The following is a 26793-nucleotide window of genomic DNA, read 5'->3' as shown; positions in this document are numbered from 1 at the left end:
CACGCGATATGGCATGCAGACACTGACCGACTGGTACGCATAAAGAATGAGGCCGGATGGATGACAGGGGGGCTTTGCGCTGTTAGAAGGCCAGCAACTTCCCTGTCGGACACCGGACGAGGCCGTTTTTCATGAAGATCGTAGCCTGCAACAGTAACCTGCCGCTGGCCCGCGCGGTCGCCCACGAACTGCGGATGCCGCTGTGCAAGACCGTGGTGAAACGCTTTGCCGATGGCGAGGTGTTCGTCGAGATCCAGGAAAACGTCCGCGGTGAGGACGTCTTCGTCGTGCAGAGCACCTGCATGCCGACGAATGACCATCTCATGGAACTGCTGGTCATGCTGGATGCGCTGCGTCGCGGTTCCGCACGCCGCGTCACGGCTGTCATGCCGTATTTCGGCTATGCCCGTCAGGACCGCAAATCCGGTCCCCGCACCCCGATCAGCGCCAAGCTGGTGGCGAACCTTCTGACGGAAGCGGGTGCGAACCGCATCCTGACGATGGATCTGCACGCCATGCAGATCCAGGGCTTCTTCGATATCCCGACCGACAACCTCTATGCCGCGCCGCTCTTCGTGCGCGATCTCAAGACCCGCCTGCCGGACCGTGAACTCATTATCGTCTCTCCGGATGTGGGTGGCGTGGTGCGTGCCCGTCAGCTCGCGCAGCGCCTGAACGTGGACCTCGCCATCATCGACAAGCGCCGCGAACGCGCAGGCGTGTCGGAAGTCATGAACGTCATCGGTGACGTGGCCGGCCGCTACTGCGTGCTGGTGGACGACATCATCGATAGTGGCGGATCGCTGTGCAACGCGGCCAACGCTCTCATGAGCCGAGGCGCGGAAGGCGTTGAGGCCTATGTCACTCACGGCGTTCTGACTGGCAATGCCTGCCAGCGCGTGAAAGACAGTCCGCTGAACATGCTGACGCTGACTGACAGTATTCCGGCAACCGAGGCCCTTCTCGAGACCCCGAACATCCGTCAGATCACGACAGCCAACCTGCTGGCCCGGGCCATGAGCGCCGTTGCCGATGAAAGCTCAGTCTCTTCCCTTTTCGACTGATTTCGCACGGCCCATTGCACGGTCCAGCCTTCGTGAACGGACTTTCCCATGTCGCAGATTACCCCAAAGCCCTACTGGTATCTCCGTCATGGTGAAACCGACTGGAACCGTCAGGGACGGGCACAGGGCCGGACGGACATCCCTCTCAACGAAACAGGCCAGCAACAAGCCACTCAGGCTGGCAGAATGCTGGCCAGCCTTTTTGAAAACGGGCAGAAGCCCTTCGAGCGAATCATATCCTCTCCCCTGACACGCGCGCTTGTCACGGCAGAAACGGTCCAGAGGATGATCCAGGAGTCCGTTGGCGTTCGACTCCCCCTGCATATAGATGACAATTTGAAGGAAGTTTGCTTCGGAGTTCAGGAAGGCTCCCCCATGGGGGACTGGTATAAACCGTGGATCGAAGACGGTTTTACTCCCGAAGATGCTGAAAGCTTCAAGACATTAACGGACAGAGCCCGTCAGGCCATCAATAATGCTCTGGAGAACTCCAGCATTCCTCTGATTGTAGCCCATGGTGCCCTTTTCAGGGGCTTACGGCATGCGATGAACCTTCCGGTGGATGTCCGCCTTCCAAATGCGGTTCCTGTCGCCTTGAAATTCACGACAACAGGCTGGCAGACCACCATGCTGGATCCGGGTGGCCATGAAGCAGGCCTGCCTACCATTCCAACAGACGCCCCCCTTGAACACAAAAGTAGATAATGATCTTATGAAACAGCTTTTAGAGGAGAATGTCGCTTCTGCAACTTTTATTAAAGAAAGCCTTCAAAGCGTGTTAGTCGATGACCGTATTGACGAAAATACCAAGAAAGCTTTGGCGAAACTCTGTCCACCCTAGCGGGAAGAAAGAGTCCAGAAGCAGAACAATACTTCAGCATGGAACTGGTCCGGCAGTCCGTAAAAGAAAATTTGGAGCACGGCGTGAATTACAAAGAAACTATTTCAACCTACTCAATCGAACCTATCGGTTGCGCAGAAAATCATGGCATGCGGCCGAAACCAAAGTACCAGTACTCACTAGGGCCTGTTAGATCTTGAATTTCTTCCCATATTGTAGGGATGGAAGAAGGAGACAGAACAGGCACCTTTACGGACGAGACATGGGCGATCTGGGAACCTCTGATTGAGGAGGTTCGCCCGAGGGGCAAGACGCCGCCACATGATCTGCGGCGGACGATAGCAGCGATTTTCTGGCGTCATGAGAATGGCGCGAAATGGCGGAGCATCCCCGCTGAACTGGGTCCGTGGTGGCGGGCTGCGCAGCTTTTCATCCGCTGGGCGAAGCTCGGCGTATGGGAACGCCTGCTCGAACTGGTTCAGGAACAACAGGGAGTGGCGTTCGGAATGACTTTTCTGGATGGTACGAACATCAGGGCTCACCACAAGGCGGCGGGAGCCCAAAAAAGGGGCCTCTTTCGAAGAGCGGGACCATCGTGAAGCACTTGGCCGCTCTCGCGGCGGCTATGGCACGAAAGTCTGCGTGATCGCTGATGGACATGGAAAAGCCTTCGGTTTTGCGCTGGCCCCCGGACAGGCTCATGAACTGCCCCTGGCACCAGCCATGCTCGACAACCTTCCCGCCATTCCCCTGTGGGTAGTGGCGGACAAGGGCTATGCGTCGGATGCCTTCCGTGAACGGATATGGGACATGGGAGCCCGGCCCGCCATTCCTGCGAAACGACGCGATGGGCCGGTCGCCTGCCCAAAATGGGCCTATCGGTGTCGACATCTTGTCGAGAACCTCTGGGCTCGCCTCAAGGAGTGGCGCGCTGTCGCAACCAGATACGAAAAAACAGCAACGTCGTTCCTCGCGGTCATCCACATCGCTGCCGCAGCAGACTGGATCAAGCCCTAACAGGCCCTAGTTGCATGCGCCAGATGGGAAGAGAAATATATTTGCGAATGGTTAGAATACCATCGCTCCATTGGAATTGATCATATTTATCTTTATTCGAATGACGACTCACCTGAAGCCCTCTATAATTGCATTCGTCCTTATATTTCAGGACCCGATCCTTTTGTGACATTTCGGCATTACCCAATACCTGGTCAGCAATATCAAATGTATTTTCACTTTCTGAGGAATTTTTCCACAGAGACCGAATGGCTTATGTTTCTGGATATTGACGAATTCCTTTGTATCAAAGGAAGCAACTTTCTACCTGCGTTTATGTCTGGAATTCCAAAAGAAATAGATGGAGTACACTTTAATTGGTGTTGCTACGGCAATAACGGGCATGAAAACAGGCCTGATGGAAGCGTTCTCATTAACTACACCAAGCATGAAAAATGGGCGAACCCATACACAAAAGTATTTATCAGAAGTGAAAAAGTTCCTTATAAAAATATTTACAGAACATCTCAATCACCCATACATCATGAATACAATAGCCTCGACCCCAAGCTTAAAATGATAAACGTTTTAGGTGACGATGTTGGGAGTTATTACAATAATTTCCCCGAAATGGCTTGGAACTTATTGAATGCCGACGACAATAAACAAAAAATACTTTCAGTGGCATATATTGCACATTATTCTATGAAATCTAATAAAGATTTTGATCTTCGCGTTCAGCGTACAACCGATGGAGATTTTCATAACCAAAAAGTATGGGGAAATTATTCTGAAGAACAGCGCAAAAGTTATCACGAAACCACCAACGCAATCTCTGATCATTACCTTCATGACTACTGGATGTCACAGACTGCGCGTGCGCAAGATTTTAGTATTTTTCCTCAGAGCCGATGGGAGAATATCTCTCAAAAAAGAACTGCAATCCAGGTTTCTACAGTTCACGAGGGAAGCGTGGAGGAGGACGCATGCCGCGTTCTGTCAGGCAATATCTGTGGCAAATGTCAAAACCATACTGCCTTGGGGCCGTATCCATGGTGGAAAGTCGATCTTGAAGCGGTCTGCCTTGTGCATGAAATGCGGCTTTTCAATCGGCTTGATGGGGTTTTCGACCGCGTTGCAAATTTCGTTCTTGAAGGATCTCTTGATGACCAGGAATGGTTTGTGATGATGCGCAAGAATGACGGAATCATTTATGGTGGAGCCGACGGTCATCCTTACATCTGGATTGACCAGTCTGGCATTCAGGCCCGTTTTCTCAAGATAACGATCCTCGGAGAGGAAGCTTACCTGCATTTCGATCAGATTCAGTTCTTTGGAGAAAAGGCTTCATAGGGAGCCAGCAATCCGGACCTGCAAATAAGACCGGCCTTGCAAGCTTACCTCTTGTGAAGATTCGCTTGGCCGGTTAGGGCTTGAGGTAATTTGATTTACAAGCGGAATATCCTCATGCCCTCTTTGCGTCTTCTGACTGCCCTGACGGTTTTCAGTGGTCTGGTCTCTCCCGCGCTTGCCCAGACCCAGCCCATGCCGCTGCCCATGCCGGCTCCCGTCCCGGAACCGCAGGACCGTCCCTTCCCGGGCAGCCTGACGGTTTCGGTCGATGCGACGGATACGGTCCATCACGTCATGTCCATCCATGAGACGGTTCCGGTGCCGAAAGAGGCGCAGCAGAAGGGCGAGATGGTCCTTCTGTACCCGATGTGGATCCCCGGCGACCATTCCCCGACGGGCGTCATCGAACAGTTCGCCAGCCTGCATGTGCAGAGTGGTGGCCGCACACTGAACTGGAAGCGCGATACGGTTAATGTCGCCGCCTTCCACATCCCGGTCTCCGCCAGCACGCCGAGCCTGGATCTGCATTTCCAGCTTATGACCCCGATCGCACCGGGTATGGGCCGGATCGTCATGACGCCATCCATCGTCAACGTGCAGTGGGACCAGGTCTCGCTCTACCCGGCCGGATACTTCACCCGCGACATTCCGGTTCAGCCCTCCGTACGCGTGCCGCATGGCTGGCAGATCGGCTCGGCTCTCCGTGCGGCCACCTATGGCGACGAGACGCATTTCAACGCCACGACCTTTAATACGCTCGTGGACTCGCCGATCTATGCCGGACGCTATTTCCGCAAGTTCGACCTGACCGGACCGGACCATGTTCCGGTTTCGCTGGATGTCGTGGCGGATGAGCCGGACTCGCTGGACGCCACGCCCCAGCAGGTTGCCGCTCACCAGAACCTTGTGCGTCAGGCCACGTCGCTGTTCGGCTCGCATCACTATGACCACTACGACTTCCTGCTGGCCCTGACGGAAGAACTCGGCGGCATCGGCCTTGAGCATCACCAGTCCAGCGAGAACAGCGCGGCTCCGGGCTATTTCACGGAATGGGACAAGACGTTCCCCACGCGTGATCTGCTGGCTCATGAATACACCCATTCCTGGAACGGCAAGTATCGCCGTCCGGCCGACATGTGGGCGCCGAACTTTAACACGCCACAGCGTGGTTCCCTGCTCTGGGTCTACGAAGGACAGACGCAGTACTGGGGCAATGTTCTCGCTGCACGTTCGGGTCTCGTGACCAAGGATCAGGGCTTCGAAGCCCTGGCCTATATGGCGGCATCCTATGACAACCAGACGGGCCGTCAGTGGCGTCCGCTGGAAGACACGACGAACGATCCGGTCATCGCCCAGCGTGCGCCGCTGTCATGGCGCGACTGGCAGCGTTCGGAAGACTATTACGTCGAAGGCCAACTCGTCTGGCTGGATGCCGATGCGCTGATCCGCAAGCTGTCAGACGGTCACAAATCGCTGGATGATTTCGCAAAAGCCTTCTTCGGCACGAACAGCGGCAGCTTTGTCGTCAGCCCCTATCAGTTCGACGATGTGATCGCGACGCTCAACAGCGTGCAGCCTTACGACTGGGCCAAGTTCCTGCATGACCGTCTGGACACGATCCAGCCCCATGCCCCGCTCGATGGCCTGACCAATGGCGGATACAAGCTGGTCTACACGTCCAAGCCGACTTCCTTCATCAAGGCCAGCGAAGCCGCCCGTCATGCCACAGACCTATCCTTCTCCCTCGGCCTGACCGTAACCGGCGCCGGACATGTGGGACGTGAGCACTGGATGAGCCCGGCCTTCAAGGCAGGCGTGGTTCCGGGCATGACGATCCTGGCCGTTAACGACATGAGCTTCACGCCGCAGCGTCTGCTCCATGCCGTCACGGACGCGCAGAAGGACCCGAAGCAGGACATCCGCCTGATCGTGAAATCCGGCGACCATGTCAGCACGGTCTCCATCCCCTATCACGATGGTCTGCGTTACCCGCATCTGGAGCGCATCGAAGGCACGCCGGATCGCCTGAGCGCGATTTACGCACCGCGTCCGTAAAGGGTGCGTTTTCCGGGGCTCTGCCCCGGAACCCCGCAAAGGGACTCAGTCCCTTTGATCCCGATTCCAATGAAGCGGTTTCCAAAGGCCCTCGGCCTTTGGCGGGTTTCAGGGCAGAGCCCTGAGCCTCACCAAGGCAGCAGCGACTTCCCGAGCGACTTCTGGGCCGCCGGCGTCATGCCCATGTCATTGCGGTTCCACCAGCCGCCACCCAGAGCCTGAAACAGCCCCACACTGTCGGAGAACCGCGCGCCTTCGGCCTGCACATAGGCCAGACGGGCCTGCGCATCCGTCTGCTGTGCCTGGAGCATGACCAGTTCGCTGACATCGCCAAGACGAAGCTGCCCCTGTGCGATCTTCAGGCTCTGCGACGTGGCTTTCAGGGTGGCCTCGCTAGCCGTCATCGCATCGGCATCGAAGGTGACAGCATGCAGACTGTCCGCTACGTCCTGAATCGCAGACAGGACGGTGGCCTTGTAGGTCTCGTTGGCCTGAAGCAGGTTGTCACGTGCCTGACGCTCGGCATGCAGGAGCGAACCACCCTGGAAGATTGGCTGCATGACGGTTGCGGCAATCGTCCAGTTGCCAAACCCCGGCTTGAAGAAGTCACTCATGACCCCGACTGCCTGCGCTGGCGTAGCGCTGAGCTGGACGTTCGGCAGACGGTTGGCGATGGCCACGCCGATCTGCGCACTGGCCGACTGGATCTGCGCCTGCGCGGCGCGGATGTCAGGCCGCTGGTTCAGCAGGTCCGAGGGCAGCGAGACGGGAAGCGTCTTTGGCAGGGTGAACTGCTCCAGCCGGAACTCGGGCAGTGGCGTGTTGGGCGTCACACCGACCAGAACGGCCATCTGGTCCCGTGTCTGGGCCAGTTGCAGCTCAAGGCCGGGCAACGTACCTTCCAGCTGGGCGACGGACGCCATCTGCTGGGTCATGTCCTGCCGCGACGCATTGCCGATCCCCTGCTCGGCCGTCACGGTCTTCAGGACGCCGCGCTGGCTGCGGATGAGCTCGTGGGTCGCGTCGATCTCGGCGCGGATCGTGGCTTCCTCGATCGTCGCATTCACGAGATCGGAAATCATGGTCAACGCAGTGGCCTCAAGCTGGAACTTCTGCAGATCCGCCTGTGCGCCCGCCGCCTCGATCGCCCTGCGCGTGCCACCCCACAGATCCGGCACATAGCCGATGTTCAGCTGCGCGGTATGGACGTTGTACAGCCAGACATTGGCGTTCGGGATCGGCGAGTAGACGCGCGATGTCTTGTTGCGTGTCGGATTGAACGAGGCAGAGAGTGTCGGATACAGTCCCGCACCCTCGATCCGGCGCTGCTCCCAGGCGGATTTTAGCCCCTGCTGCATGGCGCGCAAGGACTGGTTGTTCGCAAGCGCCTGATCGACCAGCGCATTCAGGAACGGATTACCGAACACCGTCCACCACTGGCCCGGAATATCCACACCGGACTGGAACTGCTGGGGCACGGAAGCCCCGGTCGTACCATGCCCGGAGGTCGGTTTCAGCGGCGTGCCCTGATAGGCCATGTTTTTCGGCATGTCCGGACGATGGAAATCCGGACCGACCGCACAGGCCGAAAGCGCGGTCAGGCCCAGCAGGAGCGCAGCCCGGCGGAAGGGAACATCACGCAGCATCATGATCCTGTTCCCTCGGTGGAAGGTTTCGGGTGCTTCTTCGCATCCCGGCGTTCAACCCACATTTCAAGCTCGCTGAAATAGACCGGCAGGGCAAAGAGCGTCAGCAGCGTGGCAATACCCAGACCGCCCACCACGACCGTTGCCAGACCGCGCTGCACGTCCGTGCCCACACCCGTGGCGAGTGCTGCGGGGAACATGCCTGCTGTTGCGACCGTGGCCGTCATCAGGACCGGGCGGAAGCGTTCGGCCGCACCGGCGATGGTCGCATCGCGCACGCCCAGACCTTCGACACAATGACGGTTGATGCTGGCGATCATGATAATGCCGTTCTGCACCGCCACACCGAACAGCGCGATGAAGCCCACGGCAGTCGCAATGTTCAGCGTCTCGCCGCGGACATGCAGCGCGATCAGGCCACCCAGCGTTGCCAGCGGCACGACACTGAGGATCAGCAGGGCCTGACGGATCTTGCGGAACTCTGCGAACAGCAGCACCAGCATGACGGCGAACATCACGCCCAGCGCAATCATCAGGCGCTTCTGGGCCCGTTCTTCCTGCTGAAAGGAACCGGCCCATTCGAGCGTGTATTTTTCCTTGTCGTAATGCAGCTGCTGGTCGATGCGGCCCTGCGCATCCGCCAGATACTGCGATAGCGGTCGCTTGCCGTTATCCACGCGGATAGTGATCTGACGATGGCTCATCTCATGGGCAATGTTGCTCTCGCCCATATGCAGCCCGACATGCGCGACCTGTGACAGCGGGATATAGGCCCCTTCCGCATCCAGAAGCGGAATCTGCGACAGGGACTGCATGTCCTGCAGATCCTTGCGGCGGATATGCAGCGTCGCGTTGTAGAAGCGGTCATCCACATAGACGGTCGTAATAGGCGCATCGCCGATGGCGTTCGACACGACGTCGGAAATATCCGAGATGTTGATGCCATAACGGGCCGCGGCCAGACGGTCGGCCACCACGTCAATCTGCGGGATGCGCGGTTCCTGGAAGATCGACGCTTCGGCCGTTCCCGGAACCTGATGGAGAATATCCACGATCTGCTGTCCGATGCGGCGCAGTTCCTGGAAATCATTGCCATAGACGCGCAGGACCAGCGGACTGTGCGCACCGCCGACCAGATCGCTCATACTATCCTGGATCGGCTGGCTGATGCCGAAATCAATGCCCGGAATTCGGGAAAGACGCTCACGCAGACGTTCGACGAACTGCGCTTTCGTCTCACCGGAGGGCCACTGGTCGTAAGGCTTGAGCCCGACCGGCATCTCGATATGCGACGGCGTCCAGGGATCGGTGCCGTCATCCGAACGGCCAAGCTGCGTGATGGCGTAGGATGTTTCGGGGAACTCACGGACGGCATGGCGCAGTTCGTTGGCGATGGACTCGCCCTTTTCCAGCGAAATCCCCGTCGGCATCTGCACCTGAAGCCAGAGCGACCCCTCGTCCAGATCGGGAAGGAACTCACGGCCGATCGTCGCGCCCAGGATCACGACCGCGACCATGGCCGCAGCACCGGCACCATAGGCGATCAGCGGACGGTCGATGAAATGGCCGAGCCAATGCGTATACCGCGCATGCAGCCATTCCAGCGGCCGGTTGTGCCAGATGTGCCTGGGCTTGTGCAGAGCCAGATAGGTCAGGGACGGAATGAGCGTCAGGGCGCAGAGCAGCGCACCGAGCAGCGCGAAGCTGACGGTATAGGCCATCGGACGGAACAGCTTGCCCTCACTGCCTTCGAAGGCGAAGAGCGGGCTGTAGGCCACGATGATGACGAGCGTGGACGAGAAGATCGCCCGCCCCGCGCGCTGGGCGACGGGCAGGACTTCGGACGGAACGAGCGCCTCGGTCGGGCGCTCCTCGCGGATGCGGAGGATCGTCTCGGTGATGACGATGGCCCCATCCACGATCACGCCGAAATCGATGGCGCCGAGCGAGAACAGGTTCGCCGACATGCCAAAGCTGTGCATCAGCACGAACACCACCGACAGCGCGAGCGGGATCGTCACGGCGGTGACGACGGCGCTGCGGGGGCTGCCAAGGAACAGGGTCAGGATCACGCCGACGAGGAGAATGCCCTCGATCATCGTTTCCGTGACCTTGTGGGTCGTGGACAGGACCAGATGGTCACGGTCCATATACGGCACGATGCGGACATGGCTCGGGGCGAGCTGCTGCTGAAGCTTGGCCACCGTGCTGTGAAGACCGTCGAGCACGAGCGAGGGGTTTTCCCCGCTCAGCATCGTCACAACACCTTCGATGGTATCCGGATTCTTGTCCTTGCCCAGAATGCCCTGACGGACCTGATGCCCGAACTGGACCTGCCCCAGATCCCTGACGAAAACCGGCACGCCGCCATGGCTTGCGACGACGATATTGCCCATGTCGTCCAGCGTATGGATCATGCCGATCCCGCGGATGATGTAGGACTGCTCACCCCGGCTGACGCGGCCGCCGCCGGCATTGACGTTGCTGTTGCGGATGGCCGTCAGCACGTCTTCAAGGCCAACGTGGTAACGCATCAGCGAAGCCGGATCGAGAACGAGCTGGTACTCGCGCGTCAGACCACCGAAATTGTCCACACTGATAACGCCGGGCACGTGCTGGATCGCGGGGATGATGGTCCAGCGCTGGAGATCGGACAGTTCCAGCAAGTTCTTGTCGTCGGATTCCAGCGTGTAGCGGTAGATCTCGCCGCTTGGACCGGAAATCGGGCCGAGTGACGGCATGGCGCCGTTGCTCAGCGGGTTGTTGGCAAGCTGCGTTTCAACGAGCTGACGGGCCGCATAGACATTCGTGCCTTCACGGAAGATCAGCGTAATCAACGACAGGCCGAAGGTGCTGGTGGAGCGGCTGTCCGTCACGCCGGGAACACTGGCCAGCGTCCGCTCGAGCGGGATCGTGACCTGCTGTTCCATTTCCTCGGCGGCCAGACCCTCCTGCTGCGTCGTGATCGAGACACTGACCGCACCCAGATCCGGATAGGCCTCGACAGGAAGGATTTTCCAGGACAGCCCGCCCAGAAGCGCCAGGATCAGGGCGGAAAAGAAAACGATGTTCCGGTGCCCGAAGCACCAGGAAATGAAACGCTCGATCATCACGTCAGGGCCGCCGGATCAGTCATCATTCAGGAGAATGGCACCACTGGTCACCACGCGTTCACCGGCGGAGAGTCCTTCAAGCACCCGGACGTTGTCACCTTCATCGTAGCTGATGATCACATCACGACGGCGGAAGGTATGCGGAGCCGTCTCCACGAAGACGGAGACGCGGTCATTGTTCATGAGCAGGGCGGTTTTGGGGACGATGACATCCGCGTCCTGCGGCACGTCGAGCGTCGCATTCAGGAACATGCCCGGTCGCAGCGCACCGTCCGTGTTCGGGCAGGCAAGATAGGCATTGACCCGTCGCGTGTCGGGATGCAGCCCCGGATCAAAGCTGACGACCCGCCCCTCACAGCTCCGGCCCGGAAAGTCGTTGAAACTGACCTTCAGGACATTGGCGCCGTTCAGGCGTGCCAGTTCGTCCTGCGGAATGGCTGCGGCGATCCAGACTTCCGACAGGTCCAGAACGGTCATCTGGATGGCGGTGGAATCGGTAATGTTCTCACCCACAGCCATGGTCGTCATGGACACGACACCATCCACCGGAGAGACAAGCGGGGCCTGTCCCTGCGCCGAATAGCCCGGACGTGCGCCCAGAACCTGAAGTCTGCGCTGCGTCCGCTCGGCTTCCGCCTGAGCCTGCGCCAGATCGTTGCGCGCGGATTCAAGATCCTTGACGGCATTGCCGCCAATCGCCTGCACGCCCTGCGCACGGGCATAGGCCCGACGGGCGAAATCAAGAGTGGCGCGGGCCCGGGTGTCATCCGCCCAGGCCTGATCCAGATCGCCTGCGGCGATCGTGGCCAGAACCTGTCCGCGATGCACACGCTCACCCAGATGGACATTCACGCCCGTGATTCGTCCGGTCGCAGGGGCAAGGATGTTCACCTGACGGTCCGGCTCGGTCATGACCTGCGCCGGCAGAACCAGTCCATGCGTCCGGGAGACGCTTGCAACCGCCTGGACGCTCAGCCGTTTTTCAAGAGGACTGTCCTGTCTCACGACCAGATTGCCGTTTGACTGGCTCACCATAGGTGGCGCAACCGCAATACCGGCGGAATGTGGCGTATGGAGCCGCATGATGACAACGACAAGAATGGCCAGGCATAGCAGGCCTATGGCCAGCGCGCCGACGCGTGAAACGCGCATTCTGATAGACAACCCCGTAATTCTGTCAGGACAGACGCCCCGTTTCGTCCGAAACGTCTGGAGAATGACATGTCGGCCATCACTCGGACGTTTTCATGGCAGACGGTCTTACCATGCTCATGGCAGGACGCCAGATGTCACATACGGAAACGAAGGGACTTTTGCACTTCCCGAATGATCGCATTGCAAAAGTTTCATGAGATTGCCACAAAAACGCAAAAAAGCGGCCCTTCCGGAGAAGAGCCGCTTTTCTGATGTCCGGGTCCTGATCGGGAGATCAGAAGCGGTATTCGATACCTGCGCCGACGACGGTCGGGTCGAGGGAGTCGTGCGCCGTGATCTTCGTGGTTTCGGCACTGTCCTGGGCCCAGGCATGGACACGCATGAACATCTGCTTCACGTCGAAGTTGAAGAACCAGTTTCCGACGACCTGATAGTCGAAACCGACATTGACGGACGGGCCACCGGTCACACCGACATTGAGCTTCTGCGTGAGCGGGCCACCGGCCGGAGACACGTTGTGGAACCATGCCAGCGTCGCGCCGACACCCACATACGGGTTGAAGCGCTTGTGCGGGCGGAAATGCCAGGCGAACGTGACCGTCGGCGGCAGGACCCAGGCGCTGCCGACATCGACCTTGCCCAGCCCCGGAACGCCTTCAGCGGCGATCTCGTGACGGGTGCTGGCGGCGATCAGGTCAACCGACAGGTTGTCCGTGAAGAAATATTCGAACGTCAGTTCCGGCGTGACCTGACGCGTCGTCTTCACGCGGCCACCGAGATGGGCGCCGTTCAGGGACAGGCTGCTGTCACGGTCTTCCGGCAGGACGCCGAGAGCAGACAGACGGACGATGAAGTCGCCCTTGCCGAGTCCGATGCGCGTGTTGGCGCAGGTCTGGAACAGGCCGCAGCGGCCGGAAGCCGGCGCATGGATGTTCACGGAAGGCACCGGAGCAGCCGTCATGGGAGTGCTGACCATGACCTGAGGAGCAGCGGCAGGAGCGGCCGCCGGAGCCGTCTGGGCAAACGCCGGAGTTGCAACAACACCGACTGCGGCAGCCAGCGCAGAAGCGTTAAATTTCATCTGGAAGTTCCATCAACATTCGTTGAGCCTCACAAAGCACTCCTCCCCACCCATCACCTTGACCTGAATCAAGTCTGGTAAATTATGTGGTAGTGTGGCTGAAAGTCTTCAGGCCGAGGTCAGCGCAACGGAAACGGGGTTCATCATGTCAGCGTCACATAGTCCGGAGGATGTCCATGATCGATGCGCCCATTGCGTGGGCCGTCGTCTGAGTATCTGCAACAGCATTGACGACTGCGATCTGGCCGTTCTTGCCAACGAGTCTTCCCGCATGACAGTCGCTGATGGCCGGTCCTTTATAGAAGAGGGTGCGCCGGCCCATGATTTCTTTGTCGTGACGGGTGGAAGGGTCAAGCTCTTCACCCTGCTTCCGGATGGCCGGCGCCAGATTACCGGCTTTGCGGAAGGCGGAGACTTCCTTGGACTTGCGGCGTCCACCAGCTACGCTTTTGGCGCCGAAGCCCTGGGCAGCGCCACGCTGTGCCGCTTTCCGCATGCCGGCATGCAGCGCCTGACCGAACGCTTCCCCAGCCTTGAACACCGTCTGCGCGAGGAGGCCTCCCGCGAGCTGGCCCTGATGCAGGCCCGCATGACGCTTCTGGGACGCAAAACCGCCCGTGAGCGGGTGGCCACTTTCCTGATCGAACGCTGCACCCATCTGGACCGGCCCGACCCTTCCCGTCCGGTCGAACTCGACCTTCCGATGCCGCGCACCGACATTGCGGATTATCTCGGACTCACTATTGAAACAGTCAGCCGGATCCTCAGCGCGTTCAAAAAAGAGAAACTTATCAGTATCAGAAGCATTACCCATATCACGTTACTGATGCCCGAACGGATATCGACGATCGCCGAAGGCATGGAATAGCCCGCTGTTCGCAGGGGCCACATTCCCGCCATCAGGGCGTGCTCTGATTTACTGATCCGTTTACAGGAGATTTTATGAACTTCACCCTTTTTTCCCGCTCGATGCTTGCTGCCGGACTGATTGCTGGAGCGGTTTCCCTTGCACCGCAGGCTCACGCCGCTGACACCACGGCTGCAAGCAACTGCCAGCAGAACAGCCAGAATGATGTCATCGGACGTCTGGCCCAGCGGGAAGACTGCCTGAACAGCCGGGTCCAGAACTACCAGAAGCAGTCCCAGGAAGCGCAGGCCGCCCGTGAAAAGCGTCTGCAGGACCTGAAGGACAAGTATGCGAACGCTGTGGCCAACCAGAAGGCCCGTCTGCAGAACCAGATCAACAACGAGCAGTCCAAGCTGACCAATATGCGTGATCAGCAGACCCAGCGTCTGCAGCAGCTGCGGAATGCGTCCCAGCAGCAGCGTGACCGCGTTAACAATCTCGGGAACAAGACCCGTGGTGACGTTAACAACTTCCTGAACGGCGGTCTCTGATCCGCTCGTTCCGGCCCCTCTTTATAAGGGGGCCGGAGTTTCGGGAGTTCAGAGACTCCTGAAGGCCTGAAGGGCGCGATCCCGCCCTTCCTTGAGGTCAACGATCGGGCGGGGATAGGATTTCCCGAGCCTGACACCCGCCTTTTCCAGTTCTTCGTCCTTTGCCGCCCAGGGTTCGAACAGGGCCTTGCCGGATACACGCCGCAGTTCCGGCACCCACTGACGGATATAGTCGCCGTCCGGATCAAACTTCTCGGCCTGTCGCGTAGGATTGAAAATCCGGAAGAACGGCGTGGCCTCGATGCCTGTGCCAGCCACCCATTGCCAGTTCATGGCGTTATTGGCGAAATCCGCATCCACCAGCGTGTCGCGAAACCAGGCATCCCCTTCTTTCCAGTCGATCAGCAGATGCTTTGTCAGGAACGAGCCTACGATCATGCGCGCCCTGTTATGCATCCAGCCGGTCTGCCAGAGCTGACGCATTCCGGCATCCACGATCGGCACCCCCGTCTGCCCGCGCTGCCAGGCCTTCAGATCGGCAGCACTCTTCCGCCAGTGCATTCCGGAAAACTTGAAGTTGAGATTTTCAAACGGCAGTTTCGGCAGATGATACAGCGTATAGCGGGCAAATTCCCGCCAGCCGAGTTCCGACAGGAAGATCCGCGGCCCTTCCGTATGTGCGCCATGTTTCTGAAGCGCCGCCCAGACCTGTCGCGGTGAGACTGCTCCGGAGGCCAGATAGGGCGACAGGCGGGACGTCCCTTCTTCGGCTACCCGGTCCCGACCCCTCGGATAGTCCGCGACGGCATCCTTGAGGAAATCCTGAAGATGCTCCTGCCCCTCGGCCTCGCCCGGCTCCCATGTTTTGCGGAAACCTTCCGCCCAGTCCGGCGCATGCGGGCAGAGGTCTTCCTCGTTCAGGCGCGCATCCGACATCATGGATTTTGGAATGGCATGGAAGGATAGTTTGTGCGGCGCGTCGAGCGGTTCCGGAACGGCCTGGGTCTGGAGCGCTTTCCAAAATGAGCCGCAGACCTTGTAAAAGCTTCCCTGCTTCGTCTGCACGGTCTCCGGATCGACCAGAACCGTGCCCCAGTGCGCCTTCACCTCACAGCCCTGCTGCTCCAGCGCTTGCCGGATCCGGTCATCCTGTGCCCGCTCGCGTTCATGGAGGCGATGATGCCAGTGGACCGAGGCCGCATCCGTCTGTTTCGCAAGCTGGGGAACCAGCTTTTCCGCCGATCCTGAAAGCGTCAGCAGGGTGCCGCCATGTTTTTCAAGCTGCCCCCGCAGCTCTGCCAGCGCACCGTGAAGCCACCAGCGGACGGCTGCCCCGAGTGGATGGAGCGCCGGGGTGACGTCATCAATAACATAAAGACAGATCAGGGGCCGGCCGGAGGCGGCTGCCTCATGCAGGGCAGGATGGTCTGCCATGCGCAGATCGTCCCGAAACCAGACGATGGCAGGGCGGTTGTGGGAGCTGGACATGGATCCTCACGGCAAGGGAAAGATATGTTACAACGCGCATAAGAGCGCGGTTCGTTCAGATTGGCGCCCGTCAGGATAATATTTAAGTCTTTTTTGGGGTTGACAGGGCGATTACCTGAAAGAAAACTTCCTTTTCCTGCCGTGAACCATTGTCGTCAGGTGTCGTTTACAAGGCAAAACGCTCTCTAGAGGATTTTTACCTATGTCCACCAAATCCATTGCACGCATCGCCCTGTCCCTGGCTCTGCTGTCCGGCGCTGGCGTCACGCTCTCGGCCTGCAACACCGTGCGCGGCGCCGGTCAGGATGTCAGCTCCGTCGGACATAACGTCTCCCGTGGCGCCAATGCTTCGCAGGACGCCATCCAGCGCAATACGAACGCCTCTCCGAACTGAGATCCGCCCAGCTCATCAGGATTTTCAGAGCCGCCGGTCCCCCGACCGGCGGCTTTTTTATGTGTGAAAATCTCCACCAGTCTGCGCTTCAGGGACAGACCTCCCCTTCCGGTGAACGGGAGTACGCGGATTTTTGCTTGTCTTTCGCCCACAGACAGTTTCATAGTTTCCTTTGAACAAAGACGTTCTCAGGGCGGGGTGAAATTCCCCACCGGCGGTATTGGCGGATTTCTCCGCCTCAGCCCGCGAGCGCTTTCCGGATTTCGGTCCGGAAGGGACAAGCAGATCCGGTGAGACTCCGGAGCCGACGGTTAGAGTCCGGATGGAAGAGAACGCAGCACTTGTCCGGTGACGGACAGGTTCGGGTACTTGTTACCCGGCCTGTATTCCGTATCGGCTGAGGGCGGCGTGCGCCTTGCGGGCGTCCCGACTGTAACGGGACCAGAAGACGCAACTTGACTGACCAGACTACCCTTTCCGACACAGTTTCGCTGACCGCGATCCGCCATGGCTTTCATTCGGCCATCGCGCAGGCTGTCGAGACTTTCGGCGCTACAGCCCCCAACCCGTCTGTCGGCTGTGCACTGCTGGATGCGGACGGCCGTATCCTCACGGTCGGCGTCCATCCGCGCGTTGGACAGCCCCATGCCGAAGCCATGGCTCTGGCGCAGGCCCGGGCGGCAGGTGTGCTGGATCAGGCGCGCGTGGCCCTCGTGACGCTGGAGCCGTGCAACCATACCGGGCGCACGCCGCCCTGCAGCGAGGCTCTGCGCAACAGCCCGGTTCGTGAAGTCTGGATCGGTGCAGCTGATCCGAACCCGCAGGCCGCTGGTGGCGCTACGCGACTGCGCGAAATGCCGGGTGGAAAGCGCGTGGTCATGCTGGCCGACCGACCGGACATGGTCGATCTGGCACGGGACTGCCGGGCCCTTCTGGCCCCTTTCGCAAGCCGCATGGTGCGCCACCGCCCCTGGATCAGTGTCAAACAGGCGCTGGACGAACACGGCTCCATGGTGCCGCCGCCGGGACAAAAAACCTTCACATCCCCGGACTCACTCACCCTCGCGCATCGCCTGCGCCGGGCGACGGATGCGATCATCACCGGCGTTGGCACCGTTCTGGCGGACCGTCCGCGCTTCACGGTCCGGCATGTTCCGGATCATGAGGGCCGTTCGCCGCGCCTGCTCGTTGTCTGCGACCGGCACGGCCGCCTTCCGGCAGACTGGGTTTCCGAAATGACGGAGGCCGGGTTCGAGGTTCTCACCAGTTCCGATCTGCTCTCCGTCCCTGCCATGCTGGCGGAGCGGGGCGTGAACTGGGCGATGATCGAGGCCGGTCCCGCCCTGCTGGCATCCGTAGCCAAAGCCGGGCTGTGGGACGACTGGCTCACCATTCACAAAACCCCGGGCCACAACATTGCGGGCGCTGACCGCATCGACCTGAAATCGCGGGACGAGAGCCCGCTGCGACTGCTGAGGGAAAACGCATGTTCTCTGGAATCATAGAGCGTCTGGGAACCGTCCGCTCCGCTTCTGTCCGTGACAAAGCGATGGACCTGACCGTGGAGACCGGCTTTCCTGATCTGGAACTCGGCGAGAGCGTGGCAGTCAACGGCGTGTGTCTGACAGTCGAGACCTTCGATGCGGCAGGCGTGGCGACGTTCCATCTCAGCGGCGAGACTCTGTCCCGCACTCCGCTGGACCAACTCAAAGCCGGATCACGCGTCAATCTGGAACGCGCCGTCGCCGCCAGCACGCGCCTTTCGGGCCATATCGTGCAGGGCCATGTGGATGGCGTGGCGACCCTCGCGAGCGTCGAAAAAGCAGGCGATTCCTACGCCCTGCGCGTGTTCGTTCCGCAGGCCCTGCGCCAGTATGTCGTGGAAAAAGGCTCCATCACCTTCGACGGCATCAGCCTGACGGTGAACGAACTGCATGATGACATCACCCGCGGCAATCAGGCCGGTTTTGAAGTCGGCCTGACGATCATCCCGCACACCTGGGAACACACCAACCTCTCCACGCTGTCGGTTGGGGACCGGATGGATGTGGAAGTCGATGTGCTCTCCAAATATGTCGAGAACCTGCTGCGGTTCTCGCCCAGTCTTGCAAAGGCCGCATCATGAAGCCGTCCCTGAAAGCGGCCATCGAGGCCATCCGCGCTGGCGGCATGGTCGTCATGGTCGATGACGAGAACCGTGAGAACGAAGGCGATCTGGTCATGGCGGCGCAGTTCGCCACGCCGGAAGCCATCAACTTCATGGTCCGCGAGGCACGCGGGCTGGTCTGCCTGCCGCTGGAAGCCGAACAGGTGGACCGTCTTGGCCTGCCGCCCATGGTCACGCGCAACCGCGATCCGCGCGGCACGGCCTTTACCGTCTCGATCGAAGCGGCAACAGGCGTGACGACCGGCATTTCCGCCGCCGACCGCGCCCGCACGATCGTTGTCGCTGCCAATCCCGGCGCAACGCCGGACGACGTCGTCTCACCCGGCCACATCTTCCCGCTCCGCGCCCATCCGGAAGGCGTTCTGGGCCGCAACGGCCATACCGAAGGCTCCATTGACATCGCGCGTCTGGCCGGACTGGAACCCGCAGGCGTGATCTGCGAGATCATGGCCGATGACGGCAGCATGATGCGCCTGCCGGAACTGCGGAAATATGCCGCTAAACACAACATGCCCGTGGTCAGCATTGCAGACCTTCAGGACTGGTGCCGCGAGCATGGCCGTGGCCCTGTCGCAGGCCATGACCTGATCTGTACGCCCGTTCCGGCCGCAGGCGAAATGGTAGCTGAATCCGCCCTGCCGAGCATCTTCGGCGGCCATGATCTGCGGATCCATGCCTTCCGCGCCGTCGATGGCGTGGAGCATGTCGCGCTGGTGAAGGGCGATCCATCCAAAGGCGTACCTCTGGTGCGGCTGCATTCGGAATGCGTGACGGGCGATGCACTCGGCTCCCTGCGCTGCGACTGCGGCGCGCAGCTCCGCGAGGCGCTGGAGCGGATTTCGGCGTCGGAATCCGGCGTGCTGGTCTATCTGCGGGGGCATGAAGGACGTGGAATTGGACTAGCCAACAAGATCCGCGCCTATGAGCTTCAGGATCATGGCATGGACACGGTGGAGGCCAATGAGGCTCTCGGCCTGCCCGCCGATGCCCGCGAATGGGATGCGGCGGCCGATCTTCTGCGCCATCTGGGCGTGAGCTCTCTTCGCCTTCTGACGAACAATCCGGACAAGGAATTCAACCTGGTCCGCTTCGGCTTTGACGTAAAATCCAGCGAGCGGCTGGAAATCGAGGCCAATCCTTTCAACCGCGCCTATCTTGCGACCAAACGCACAAGGATGGGCCATTTCCTTCAGGAACAGCCGGCATGAGCAAGCACATCCCCGTAGCCCCCGACCTGCGTCTCTCGCCCGCGCCGAAAATGGCTATCGTGGTCAGCCGCTTCAACACGAACATCACGGGCGGCCTGAAGAACGGTTCGCTCGAATGGCTGGAAGAACGCGGCATCACGGATGTTGACGTTTATGACGCGCCTGGCGCTTTCGAGCTCCCGCTTCTGGCCCAGCGTCTGGCAAAGTCCGGCAAGTATGAAGGCGTGATCTGCCTCGGCTGCGTCATCAAGGGCGACACCGCGCATTTCGAGTTCATCTCACTCGGCGCGACCATCGGTATCATGCAGGCCCAGCTTGCGACCGAAGTGCCCATCGCCTTCGGAATCCTCACGACCTACACCGAACAGCAGGCCGTGGACCGCTCCCGCAAGGACGCCGAGAACAAGGGCCGTGAAGCGGCAGCCGCCTGCGTCGAAAGCGTGGCTTTCCTGCGCAACGTTCCCGGCCAGCCCTGATCAGCCCGGCGGCAGACCCGGCCCCTGCGCTGTCAGAAATGTCGGTAGAGAAGTTCCGGCCTCTCTGACGCCTCGGTGACGGCCTGTTCCACCCGGTCATGGTAGGGAGAGAGACTGCACACGGGATCGGTATTCGCTGCATTTCCCGTCAGCGCCATTGCCTGACAGCGGCACCCGCCCCAGTCACGCTCCTTGCGCTCGCAGGAGCGGCAGGGCTCCGGCATCCAGTCCGTGCCGCGGAACATGTTGAACAGCGGCGAGATGTTCCAGATTTCGGACAGGGTCACATCCTGCACATTCGGGAATGCGACATCCGGAATGATTTCGGCGGCATGGCACGGCAGGACCCGGCCCGAAGGCGTGACATTCACGAAACGCTGGCCCCATCCCCCCATGCAGGGTTTGGGCCGGTCTGCATGATAGTCCGGCGTCACGTAATCAACGGACAGACCACCTTTCGCGCGCTCCGCTTCCACGGCGCGTGTGGATTCTTCCAGCTGGTCCCGGCTGGGCAGAAGTGCATCGCGGTTTTTCAGCCCCCAGCCATAGTACTGGGTATGTGCGATCTCCACCCGTCCCGCTCCGAGTTCCCGCGCCAGGGCGAACATCTCGGGGATGCGGGCGACATTTTCCCTGTGCACCACAAAATTGAGCGTCATCGGGATACCGGACGCCCGGATGAGCCGCGCCGCAGCGATCTTGCGGGCCTGCGCGCCCTTGAGGCCGCCAATACGCTCGGCCCCCGCTTCCGTCACGTCCTGAAAGGACAGCTGGATGTGATCCAGCCCCGCCTTGTCCAGGGCTTCCAGCTTCGCTTCGTCCAGCAGAACACCGGAAGTGATCAGGTTTGAATACAGGTTGAGACGCCGCGCAACGGAAACCAGATCGACCAGATCAGGCCGGACCATGGGTTCGCCGCCGGAGAAATGAACCTGCAGAACACCGAGTTCGGCAGCCTGCTCCAAGACAGACGTCCAGGTGGCTGTGTCGAGTTCTGCCGCCTTGCGTTCGAGTTCAAGCGGATTGGAGCAGTAAGGGCAGGAAAGCGGGCATCGATGCGTCAGTTCAGCCAGAAGGCTCATCGGCGGCGAAGGGAGTGTCATGTGTGCAGGACGTTCTTTTCTGTCAGTTCAGAAAGAAGCGCGAGGACATCCTTCGCAATGACCTCACGCGGGGCGGAAAACTCGATTGCAAGCTGCTGGATGATCTCGCCGACGCTGCGTTTTCCATCCAGCAGCCGCAGAATATGCGGCGCGGCGCCCTCAATCACAAATGCTTTTTCAGGCGCCTGCACAATCCACAGGTCCCGCACGCGATCGTGCTGGAGCCGGTGGCCGCGCGCGAAGAAGAGAACCGTCTCCTCCGTTACGATACGGGGGGTCTCCGTCATGGAACAAAGGCACCCGGCGGGATGTGGCCTTCCACATAGGCGTAGTCGAGCGCATCCAGCATCGTCCACAGGACGGAGCACTTGAACTCAAGCGCACCGAGGACTTCTTTCTGCTGCTCGGGCGTACGGGCGTTTTCGCGGACATAGGCCAGCGCGAAATCGGAATCCCGCGGGGCCTGCGTCAGGCGCGGCGTAAAATAGGCCAGCGTTTTTTCCGACACGAAATCATAGTGCCGCAGCATCCCCGAGACGCGCTCGCTGATGATCGTGGGCGAGAACAGTTCCGTCAGCGACGACGCAATAGCCGCCAGGATCGACTGGTCCCGCACGAAGTTCACATAGGCATCGACCGAGAAGCGCGTGGCCGGAAGCAGGCCTTCGAGGCTTTCCACATAGTCCCGGTCCAGCCCCAGACCATCCGTCAGCATCAGCCAGCGCGCAACACCGCCCGTTCCGGGCTCCGTGCCGTCATGGTCCTCGATCCGGCGACGCCATTCGCGGCGCAGTTCGGCCGTCGGCAGACGTGCGAGAAGCGTCGCATCCTTCGCCGGGATGCGGGCCTGATAATAATAGCGGTTCAGCGCCCAAGCCTGAACCTGAGCCTTGTCGAGCTTGCCGTCATGCAGCTTGCGATGGAACGGATGCCGGTTGTGATACCGCTCGGCACCGATCTGGCGAAGCTTTGCTTCAAGCTGGTCAGGAGTGAGGAGCGTCATGGTGTGTCCAGTCTGAAAGTCATGCCGTCTTCCGCCACCGTCCATCCGGCGCGTTCGACGTCTTTGCGTTCGGGGCTGTCTTCGAACAGAATTGGATTGGAGTTGTTGATATGAATCAACACCTTGCGAGGTTTTTCGCATGTCGTGAAACATTCGACCGGTCCACCGGCATCATTCACGGACACATGCCCCATCCGCTGTCCGCTCTTCGGGCTCAACCCGGCGCGGATCATTTCGTCGTCCCGCCACAGTGTGCCGTCGAAGAAGACCAAGTCTGCCGCGGCCACCCGTTCCACGATTTCTGGCGTGATCTGCGCACAGCCGGGAATGAAGAGCAGCGTCTTTTTTCCGTCCGTAATGGACAGGCCCAGCGTCTCGTCCGGCCGTGAGCCTGCGGCTTCCGCGTAAAGCGGTGCCTTGCCCGGCACGGCAAAGGCCGTGAGCAGAAGGCCGGATGGAATCCCGTCCTTGTTCATCAGGGACGTGGCTTCGTCGAGAATGAGCGGAACGCGCGGGACAATTTCCGGATCGAGCGCGCCGAAAATCGGGTTGTCCGCAAGCTGCTGAAGGGTCGAGTCGCTCCCCATCAGCATGAAAGGTTCACGCTCCCGCAGAGTCAGAAGACCCGTTACGGCATCAATCTCGCCGCAGGTCAGGACAACGCCCTGAATGGGAGTACCCCGCAGACTGCCCTGATGGTGCAGGACCGGTGTACTGATGATCTGCTGCCGCAAATCGGGCGAGGCGTTGAGAATGAACCAGCGCTTTCCGTCGGCGCTGACGGCAATGGAGGCCTGGGTCCGGGCTTTTGCGCCCTGTCGCGTGCGGGCGGCCACACAGCCGGGTGCTGCGGAGTTCCACTGCGGAAACCCGCCCCCTGCCGCCGCGCCGAGCACGATGACATCAATCATTTTTTCACAAACCGTCTGACTGGGGCGCCCTGCGACGCCCATGAACGAAAACGGCCGCTCCATGGGGGAGCGGCCGTGCCATATTCCTCAAGGACTGTACCTCAGGGAAGAGGTTTATTTCTTCTCGCCGCAGACATACGAGTTGATTTCTGCGCCCAGCGGGATTTCGGTAACTTTCGGTGTGTTCCAGGCCATGATGATTTTCCTTTGTCTGCGATAACCGGCAGATGCGTCAGACTACGCATCCATCGGTGCTCCTCATGATTTAGTGACCGGATGCCACTGGAGTTCAAGGGGGTTTTTGGGCAGAACACGCAACTGTGTCCTTTCGCGGATCGTTCCGATCCGTGCGTTCCGTCTTTCGCTTCAGGCAGAAACCATGTCCGGCCGTCCCACTGCGTCTTCCGCCGACCCTGCCTGTAGCGACAGTGCCTCTCCATCCGACCGACCAGGGGACAGACTGGCTCCGGACGGCGATTTTCTGGACCCGACGCTCGATCGCAACCTGCTGCGCGAGCATCTGAACATCAGGGACATCTGCGTTCTGATCCTGACGGTTCTGGCGGTCTTCTATTCGCTGTATTTCACAGCCCCCATCCTCCTGCCTTTCGTCTTCGCGCTCGTCCTGAACCTGCTGATGATTGCGCCAATGCGATTCCTCACGCAGCGCCTGCACCTTCCCCGGCATCTGGCCGGACTGATGCTGATCGTCATGATGTTCGGCGTGGTGGGCGGGATTGCCACGACGATTTCCGTTCCGGCGGCCGGCTGGATCACCCGCGCGCCGCAGACCCTTCCCGCATTGCAAAGCAAGCTGGCCGTCCTCAGCGGTCCGATCGACGTCGTCCAGCGCGACTACATGCGTCTGTCTGCCATGTTCAGCGGGCATTCGGGCACCACCCGCAGCACGCGTGGCGTGACAGGGACGATTGGGGGAGAGACGGCTCTCTCGCGCCTCGGCTCTTCCGTCCTGGCCGGAACACGCGAACTGGCAGGCGGCTTCTTCTCGATGCTGCTGATGCTGTTCTTTCTCATGACGGAAGGCGACACGCTCCTGCGCCGCTGCGTCGAGATCATGCCGACCTACGCCAAGAAACGCCGCCTCGTGGAAATAGCGACCCAGATCGAGCAGAACGTCTCGCTCTATCTCGTGACGATCACGATGATGAATCTGGGTGTCGGGCTGGTGAACATGATCCAGTGCTGGGCCACCGGCATGCCCAACCCGCTCCTGTGGGGCGTGCTGGCCTTCCTGCTGAACTATATTCCCATCATCGGACCGCTGACGGGTGTGGTCGTCTATTTCGTGGTCGGGCTGTTCAGTTTCCCATCCCTGCTCTACGCGCTGCTTCCGCCATCGATCTATCTGCTGATCCACGTTCTGGAAGGCGAGACCATCACGCCCATGCTGCTGGCCCGGCGCTTCACGCTCAATCCCGTTTTCGTCATGGGATCGCTGCTGTTCTGGGACTGGATGTGGGGCATTTCGGGCGCGTTCCTGTCCGTGCCGATGCTCGCGGTCTTCAAGATCGTCTGTGACCATATCGAAGTGCTGGCGCCGCTCGGCCATGTGCTGGGTGGCCCGACAAGGCGGACGATCAGCAGTGCCATTGTTGCGCAGTTACAGTCCGAGCCGTGAGGACCGGGGCGTTGCCCCGCGCCCCACAAAGGGGCTCGCCCCTTTGATCCCGTTTTTTAATTCATGGGTTCAAAGGGACTGCGTCCCTTTGCGGGTTTCAGGGCAGCGCCCTGAATTCAGCCCGAATATCTGGCCAGAACGGCCTCTTTCACGCTAGACGCTTCGGCAGAACACTTCCCATCCGGCTCATAATGCAAGGAGACCCCATGACCCAACTGCCCCGCCGCGGCGTCTGTCTGGTGATCTCGGCCCCGTCTGGTGCGGGCAAGTCCACCATTGCCAACGCTCTGCGCGCTTCGGAGCCTACGCTGCGCCATTCCGTCTCGGTTACGACGCGCGGGCCGCGTCCCGGGGAAGTCGAGGGCGTGCATTACCATTTCCGGGATATTGCGGAATTCCGCCGCATGGCTGCGGATGGCGAGCTTCTGGAATGGGCGGAGGTTTTTGGCCGGGGTTACGGCACGCCACGCGCACCGGTCGAGGAAGCGCTGGATGCCGGGCATGACATGGTGTTCGACATTGACTGGCAGGGACACCGCCTGCTGCGTGCGGCTCTGCCTGATGATGTGGTGAGCCTGTTCGTCCTGCCGCCGTCTCTGGAAGAGCTGGAACGCCGGCTGAACAAGCGGGCCTCAGACCATCCGGAAGAAATTGCCAAGCGTATGAAGGCGGCGCTGGATGAAATTTCCCACTGGGCCGAATTCGATCACACGATCATCAACTCGGACCTCGATACCGCCATTTCGCAGGCCCGCTCCGTGCTCATGGCCGCGCGGCTTGCCACGCGGCGTCAGCGCAACCTGCTGGACATGGTGGCCAGCTTCAGTCGCTGACCTCACTCTCGGCCGCCGGAGGCGCCGCTTCCGGCTGGACTGTCTGCATTGCGGCGGCAAAGGCCGTGGCGGTAGTCATCGAATCCGCCATGGTGGTCGGCATCAGGATAGTGGTGCCGCGGTTCTTGTTCATTTCGAAGATGCGGTTGATCTGCAGGATCTGAAGCGCGATCGGTGAAGCCTCGTAGGTCTTCGCCGCCAGCGCCAGCTCATGCGCCACTTCCCGCTCCGCCGAAGCCAGCGTGACGCGGGCCGCGCGCTCGCGTTCGGCCTGGGCCTGACGGCTCATGGCGTCCTGAAGACTGTCGGGAAGCTGCACGTCGCGGATTTCAACGGCCTGAACCATCACACCCCATTCGCGCGTCTTGATCTCGATAAGGTCCCGCAATTCCCCGTCGATGCGACGGCGGTCTTCCAGCAGCGTGGCGAGATCCGAACTGCTCACCACCTCGCGCAGGGTGGTCAGTGCGACCATCGACACCGAACCTTCATAATTGTCGAGTTCCGTGATCGCCCGCAGCGGGTCATGCACCATCCAGAACACGACCGCATCCACATCTACCGGCGTCGTATCGCGCGTTAAGGTCTGTCGCGTATGGACCGGCACGGTGCGGATGCGCTGGTCCACGACGGCGTCGATCTGATCGAGGAACGGCACGATCATGAACAGGCCCGGGCCGCGCAGACCCTGAATTTTCCCCGCCCGCAGGACCAGAACGCGCTGCCAGGAATTGCACATCCGCAGGGACATCAGCACCAGCAGCGCCAGAATGACTCCACCGACAACCCATCCGGGGGCCTCGGTCAGGGCCGTCAGACCGGCAGCGGCCAGCATGATCGCGCCCGCGATGGACGCCGCGACCGTATTG

General features: G+C 60.4%; 25 protein-coding genes, 1 pseudogene and 1 riboswitch. Of the genes and pseudogenes, 15 read left to right on the top strand and 11 right to left on the bottom strand.

Translation table 11 applies throughout. The features are described 5' to 3' along the window. Nucleotides 1-131 precede the first annotated feature (131 nt). From ACJ2A4_RS08595 to ACJ2A4_RS08570, 6 genes and pseudogenes are all read left to right on the top strand, one after another. Complete coding sequence (locus tag ACJ2A4_RS08595; RefSeq protein ID WP_194259827.1) at nt 132-1064, top strand: ribose-phosphate pyrophosphokinase; 933 nt, start codon at nt 132-134, stop codon at nt 1062-1064. 48 nt (nt 1065-1112) lie between these two features. Next, nucleotides 1113-1769, top strand: a complete 657-nt coding sequence (locus ACJ2A4_RS08590; RefSeq protein ID WP_408872509.1) for a histidine phosphatase family protein — start codon at nt 1113-1115, stop codon at nt 1767-1769. Between the two features lie 357 nt (nt 1770-2126). Next, nucleotides 2127-2922, top strand: a protein-coding gene (locus tag ACJ2A4_RS08585; protein WP_408872508.1) for an IS5 family transposase whose coding sequence is annotated in 2 segments (ribosomal slippage) — nt 2127-2467 and nt 2466-2922 — 798 coding nt in all. Because the reading frame shifts where the segments join, the coding sequence is not laid out codon by codon here. 33 nt (nt 2923-2955) lie between these two features. Beyond that, a pseudogene (locus ACJ2A4_RS08580) lies at nt 2956-3471 on the top strand (glycosyltransferase family 2 protein); the annotation flags it as partial. A 6-nt stretch (nt 3472-3477) separates the two neighbouring features. After that, the gene (locus ACJ2A4_RS08575) at nt 3478-4254 is read left to right on the top strand and encodes a discoidin domain-containing protein (protein WP_408874138.1); all 777 of its coding nucleotides are present in this window, start codon (nt 3478-3480) and stop codon (nt 4252-4254) included. Nucleotides 4255-4368: 114 nt separating this feature from the next. After that, nucleotides 4369-6309 (top strand): M61 family metallopeptidase, encoded by a 1941-nt coding sequence (locus tag ACJ2A4_RS08570; protein ID WP_408872507.1) that lies wholly within the window; start codon nt 4369-4371, stop codon nt 6307-6309. 128 nt (nt 6310-6437) lie between these two features. Here ACJ2A4_RS08570 and ACJ2A4_RS08565 read toward each other — a convergent pair whose 3' ends face one another. The 4 genes from ACJ2A4_RS08565 to ACJ2A4_RS08550 all read right to left on the bottom strand — a co-directional run bounded on the left by ACJ2A4_RS08565 (nt 6438) and on the right by ACJ2A4_RS08550 (nt 13304). Beyond that, complete coding sequence (locus tag ACJ2A4_RS08565; protein ID WP_408872506.1) at nt 6438-7958, bottom strand: efflux transporter outer membrane subunit; 1521 nt, start codon at nt 7956-7958, stop codon at nt 6438-6440. Further along, nucleotides 7955-11065 (bottom strand): efflux RND transporter permease subunit, encoded by a 3111-nt coding sequence (locus ACJ2A4_RS08560; protein WP_408872505.1) that lies wholly within the window; start codon nt 11063-11065, stop codon nt 7955-7957. Before ACJ2A4_RS08560 ends, ACJ2A4_RS08565 begins: the two co-directional genes overlap by 4 nt. Before the next feature lie 18 nt (nt 11066-11083). Further along, entirely contained in the window at nt 11084-12220 is a 1137-nt protein-coding gene (locus ACJ2A4_RS08555) for an efflux RND transporter periplasmic adaptor subunit (RefSeq protein WP_408872504.1), read from the bottom strand. Nucleotides 12221-12497: 277 nt separating this feature from the next. Continuing rightward, on the bottom strand, nt 12498-13304 hold the full coding sequence (locus ACJ2A4_RS08550) for an OmpW/AlkL family protein (protein ID WP_408872503.1): 807 nt from the start codon (nt 13302-13304) through the stop codon (nt 12498-12500). A gap of 271 nt (nt 13305-13575) precedes the next feature. On the opposite strand from ACJ2A4_RS08550, the gene ACJ2A4_RS08545 reads away from it, so the two are divergent. Together ACJ2A4_RS08545 and ACJ2A4_RS08540 are read left to right on the top strand one after the other, a co-directional pair. Then, nucleotides 13576-14172 (top strand): Crp/Fnr family transcriptional regulator, encoded by a 597-nt coding sequence (locus ACJ2A4_RS08545; protein ID WP_408874137.1) that lies wholly within the window; start codon nt 13576-13578, stop codon nt 14170-14172. 74 nt (nt 14173-14246) lie between these two features. Continuing rightward, complete coding sequence (locus ACJ2A4_RS08540) at nt 14247-14702, top strand: hypothetical protein (protein ID WP_408872502.1); 456 nt, start codon at nt 14247-14249, stop codon at nt 14700-14702. A gap of 48 nt (nt 14703-14750) precedes the next feature. Here the strand turns inward: ACJ2A4_RS08540 and ACJ2A4_RS08535 are convergent, their stop codons facing one another. Then, nucleotides 14751-16190, bottom strand: coding sequence for a cryptochrome/photolyase family protein (locus ACJ2A4_RS08535; RefSeq protein ID WP_408872501.1), 1440 nt, complete (start codon nt 16188-16190; stop codon nt 14751-14753). Between the two features lie 202 nt (nt 16191-16392). Here ACJ2A4_RS08535 and ACJ2A4_RS08530 point away from each other — a divergent pair, with 202 nt between their 5' ends. From ACJ2A4_RS08530 to ribH, 5 genes are all read left to right on the top strand, one after another. Continuing rightward, on the top strand, nt 16393-16584 hold the full coding sequence (locus tag ACJ2A4_RS08530; protein ID WP_408872500.1) for an entericidin A/B family lipoprotein: 192 nt from the start codon (nt 16393-16395) through the stop codon (nt 16582-16584). Between the two features lie 180 nt (nt 16585-16764). Next, nucleotides 16765-16922: riboswitch (FMN riboswitch) on the top strand. A 117-nt stretch (nt 16923-17039) separates the two neighbouring features. Next, nucleotides 17040-18089: a bifunctional diaminohydroxyphosphoribosylaminopyrimidine deaminase/5-amino-6-(5-phosphoribosylamino)uracil reductase RibD gene (gene ribD / locus ACJ2A4_RS08525; protein ID WP_408872499.1), complete on the top strand. Its 1050-nt coding sequence runs from the start codon at nt 17040-17042 to the stop codon at nt 18087-18089. Then, nucleotides 18071-18709 (top strand): riboflavin synthase, encoded by a 639-nt coding sequence (locus ACJ2A4_RS08520; RefSeq protein WP_062495078.1) that lies wholly within the window; start codon nt 18071-18073, stop codon nt 18707-18709. Before ribD ends, ACJ2A4_RS08520 begins: the two co-directional genes overlap by 19 nt. Then, nucleotides 18706-19959, top strand: coding sequence for a 3,4-dihydroxy-2-butanone-4-phosphate synthase (ribB, locus tag ACJ2A4_RS08515; RefSeq protein ID WP_408872498.1), 1254 nt, complete (start codon nt 18706-18708; stop codon nt 19957-19959). Before ACJ2A4_RS08520 ends, ribB begins: the two co-directional genes overlap by 4 nt. Beyond that, nucleotides 19956-20435 (top strand): 6,7-dimethyl-8-ribityllumazine synthase, encoded by a 480-nt coding sequence (ribH, locus tag ACJ2A4_RS08510; RefSeq protein ID WP_041111496.1) that lies wholly within the window; start codon nt 19956-19958, stop codon nt 20433-20435. Before ribB ends, ribH begins: the two co-directional genes overlap by 4 nt. A 32-nt stretch (nt 20436-20467) precedes the next feature. On the opposite strand, the gene pqqE is transcribed toward ribH, so the two are convergent. The 5 genes from pqqE to pqqA all read right to left on the bottom strand — a co-directional run bounded on the left by pqqE (nt 20468) and on the right by pqqA (nt 23647). Next, nucleotides 20468-21538 (bottom strand): pyrroloquinoline quinone biosynthesis protein PqqE, encoded by a 1071-nt coding sequence (gene pqqE / locus ACJ2A4_RS08505; protein ID WP_408872497.1) that lies wholly within the window; start codon nt 21536-21538, stop codon nt 20468-20470. Further along, nucleotides 21535-21825 (bottom strand): pyrroloquinoline quinone biosynthesis peptide chaperone PqqD, encoded by a 291-nt coding sequence (gene pqqD, locus ACJ2A4_RS08500; protein ID WP_408872496.1) that lies wholly within the window; start codon nt 21823-21825, stop codon nt 21535-21537. The genes pqqE and pqqD overlap by 4 nt, the downstream gene beginning before the upstream one ends. Then, nucleotides 21822-22541, bottom strand: a complete 720-nt coding sequence (gene pqqC, locus ACJ2A4_RS08495) for a pyrroloquinoline-quinone synthase PqqC (RefSeq protein WP_408872495.1) — start codon at nt 22539-22541, stop codon at nt 21822-21824. Before pqqC ends, pqqD begins: the two co-directional genes overlap by 4 nt. After that, complete coding sequence (pqqB, locus tag ACJ2A4_RS08490; protein ID WP_408872494.1) at nt 22538-23452, bottom strand: pyrroloquinoline quinone biosynthesis protein PqqB; 915 nt, start codon at nt 23450-23452, stop codon at nt 22538-22540. The genes pqqC and pqqB overlap by 4 nt, the downstream gene beginning before the upstream one ends. Nucleotides 23453-23566: 114 nt before the next feature. Beyond that, nucleotides 23567-23647: a pyrroloquinoline quinone precursor peptide PqqA gene (pqqA, locus tag ACJ2A4_RS08485; RefSeq protein WP_010502998.1), complete on the bottom strand. Its 81-nt coding sequence runs from the start codon at nt 23645-23647 to the stop codon at nt 23567-23569. A 184-nt stretch (nt 23648-23831) separates the two neighbouring features. Between pqqA and ACJ2A4_RS08480 the strand changes: the two genes are divergently transcribed. Next, nucleotides 23832-25091, top strand: coding sequence for an AI-2E family transporter (locus tag ACJ2A4_RS08480; protein ID WP_408872493.1), 1260 nt, complete (start codon nt 23832-23834; stop codon nt 25089-25091). A gap of 206 nt (nt 25092-25297) precedes the next feature. Continuing rightward, nucleotides 25298-25924 carry a guanylate kinase gene (gene gmk, locus ACJ2A4_RS08475; RefSeq protein WP_408872492.1) on the top strand — a complete coding sequence of 209 codons (627 nt, stop codon included), beginning with the start codon at nt 25298-25300 and terminating at the stop codon, nt 25922-25924. Here the strand turns inward: gmk and ACJ2A4_RS08470 are convergent. After that, nucleotides 25914-26759 (bottom strand): SPFH domain-containing protein, encoded by an 846-nt coding sequence (locus ACJ2A4_RS08470; protein WP_408872491.1) that lies wholly within the window; start codon nt 26757-26759, stop codon nt 25914-25916. The genes gmk and ACJ2A4_RS08470 overlap by 11 nt on opposite strands. Nucleotides 26760-26793: the final 34 nt, after the last annotated feature.

Source organism: Gluconobacter roseus, assembly GCF_046058915.1.
GTDB classification, from domain to species: Bacteria; Pseudomonadota; Alphaproteobacteria; order Acetobacterales; family Acetobacteraceae; genus Gluconobacter; species Gluconobacter roseus_A.
The sequence above is the reverse complement of the archived record's forward strand: the minus strand, read 5'-3'. Positions and strand labels throughout refer to the sequence as shown.

Coding starts and splice junctions, on each gene's coding strand:
- ACJ2A4_RS08520 (WP_062495078.1), top strand. CDS start 18,071: ATGTTCTCTGGAATCATAGAGCGTCTGGGAACCGTCCGCTCCGCTTCT.
- ACJ2A4_RS08595 (WP_194259827.1), top strand. CDS start 132: ATGAAGATCGTAGCCTGCAACAGTAACCTGCCGCTGGCCCGCGCGGTC.
- ACJ2A4_RS08535 (WP_408872501.1), bottom strand. CDS start 16,190: ATGTCCAGCTCCCACAACCGCCCTGCCATCGTCTGGTTTCGGGACGAT.
- ACJ2A4_RS08590 (WP_408872509.1), top strand. CDS start 1,113: ATGTCGCAGATTACCCCAAAGCCCTACTGGTATCTCCGTCATGGTGAA.
- pqqB (WP_408872494.1), bottom strand. CDS start 23,452: ATGATTGATGTCATCGTGCTCGGCGCGGCGGCAGGGGGCGGGTTTCCG.
- ACJ2A4_RS08565 (WP_408872506.1), bottom strand. CDS start 7,958: ATGATGCTGCGTGATGTTCCCTTCCGCCGGGCTGCGCTCCTGCTGGGC.
- pqqC (WP_408872495.1), bottom strand. CDS start 22,541: ATGACGCTCCTCACTCCTGACCAGCTTGAAGCAAAGCTTCGCCAGATC.
- ACJ2A4_RS08530 (WP_408872500.1), top strand. CDS start 16,393: ATGTCCACCAAATCCATTGCACGCATCGCCCTGTCCCTGGCTCTGCTG.
- ACJ2A4_RS08550 (WP_408872503.1), bottom strand. CDS start 13,304: ATGAAATTTAACGCTTCTGCGCTGGCTGCCGCAGTCGGTGTTGTTGCA.
- ACJ2A4_RS08575 (WP_408874138.1), top strand. CDS start 3,478: ATGATAAACGTTTTAGGTGACGATGTTGGGAGTTATTACAATAATTTC.
- ACJ2A4_RS08570 (WP_408872507.1), top strand. CDS start 4,369: ATGCCCTCTTTGCGTCTTCTGACTGCCCTGACGGTTTTCAGTGGTCTG.
- ACJ2A4_RS08540 (WP_408872502.1), top strand. CDS start 14,247: ATGAACTTCACCCTTTTTTCCCGCTCGATGCTTGCTGCCGGACTGATT.
- ACJ2A4_RS08560 (WP_408872505.1), bottom strand. CDS start 11,065: ATGATCGAGCGTTTCATTTCCTGGTGCTTCGGGCACCGGAACATCGTT.
- ACJ2A4_RS08555 (WP_408872504.1), bottom strand. CDS start 12,220: ATGCGCGTTTCACGCGTCGGCGCGCTGGCCATAGGCCTGCTATGCCTG.
- gmk (WP_408872492.1), top strand. CDS start 25,298: ATGACCCAACTGCCCCGCCGCGGCGTCTGTCTGGTGATCTCGGCCCCG.
- pqqE (WP_408872497.1), bottom strand. CDS start 21,538: ATGACACTCCCTTCGCCGCCGATGAGCCTTCTGGCTGAACTGACGCAT.
- ribH (WP_041111496.1), top strand. CDS start 19,956: ATGAGCAAGCACATCCCCGTAGCCCCCGACCTGCGTCTCTCGCCCGCG.
- ACJ2A4_RS08480 (WP_408872493.1), top strand. CDS start 23,832: ATGTCCGGCCGTCCCACTGCGTCTTCCGCCGACCCTGCCTGTAGCGAC.
- pqqD (WP_408872496.1), bottom strand. CDS start 21,825: ATGACGGAGACCCCCCGTATCGTAACGGAGGAGACGGTTCTCTTCTTC.
- pqqA (WP_010502998.1), bottom strand. CDS start 23,647: ATGGCCTGGAACACACCGAAAGTTACCGAAATCCCGCTGGGCGCAGAA.
- ribB (WP_408872498.1), top strand. CDS start 18,706: ATGAAGCCGTCCCTGAAAGCGGCCATCGAGGCCATCCGCGCTGGCGGC.
- ACJ2A4_RS08545 (WP_408874137.1), top strand. CDS start 13,576: ATGACAGTCGCTGATGGCCGGTCCTTTATAGAAGAGGGTGCGCCGGCC.
- ACJ2A4_RS08470 (WP_408872491.1), bottom strand. CDS start 26,759: ATGCTGGCCGCTGCCGGTCTGACGGCCCTGACCGAGGCCCCCGGATGG.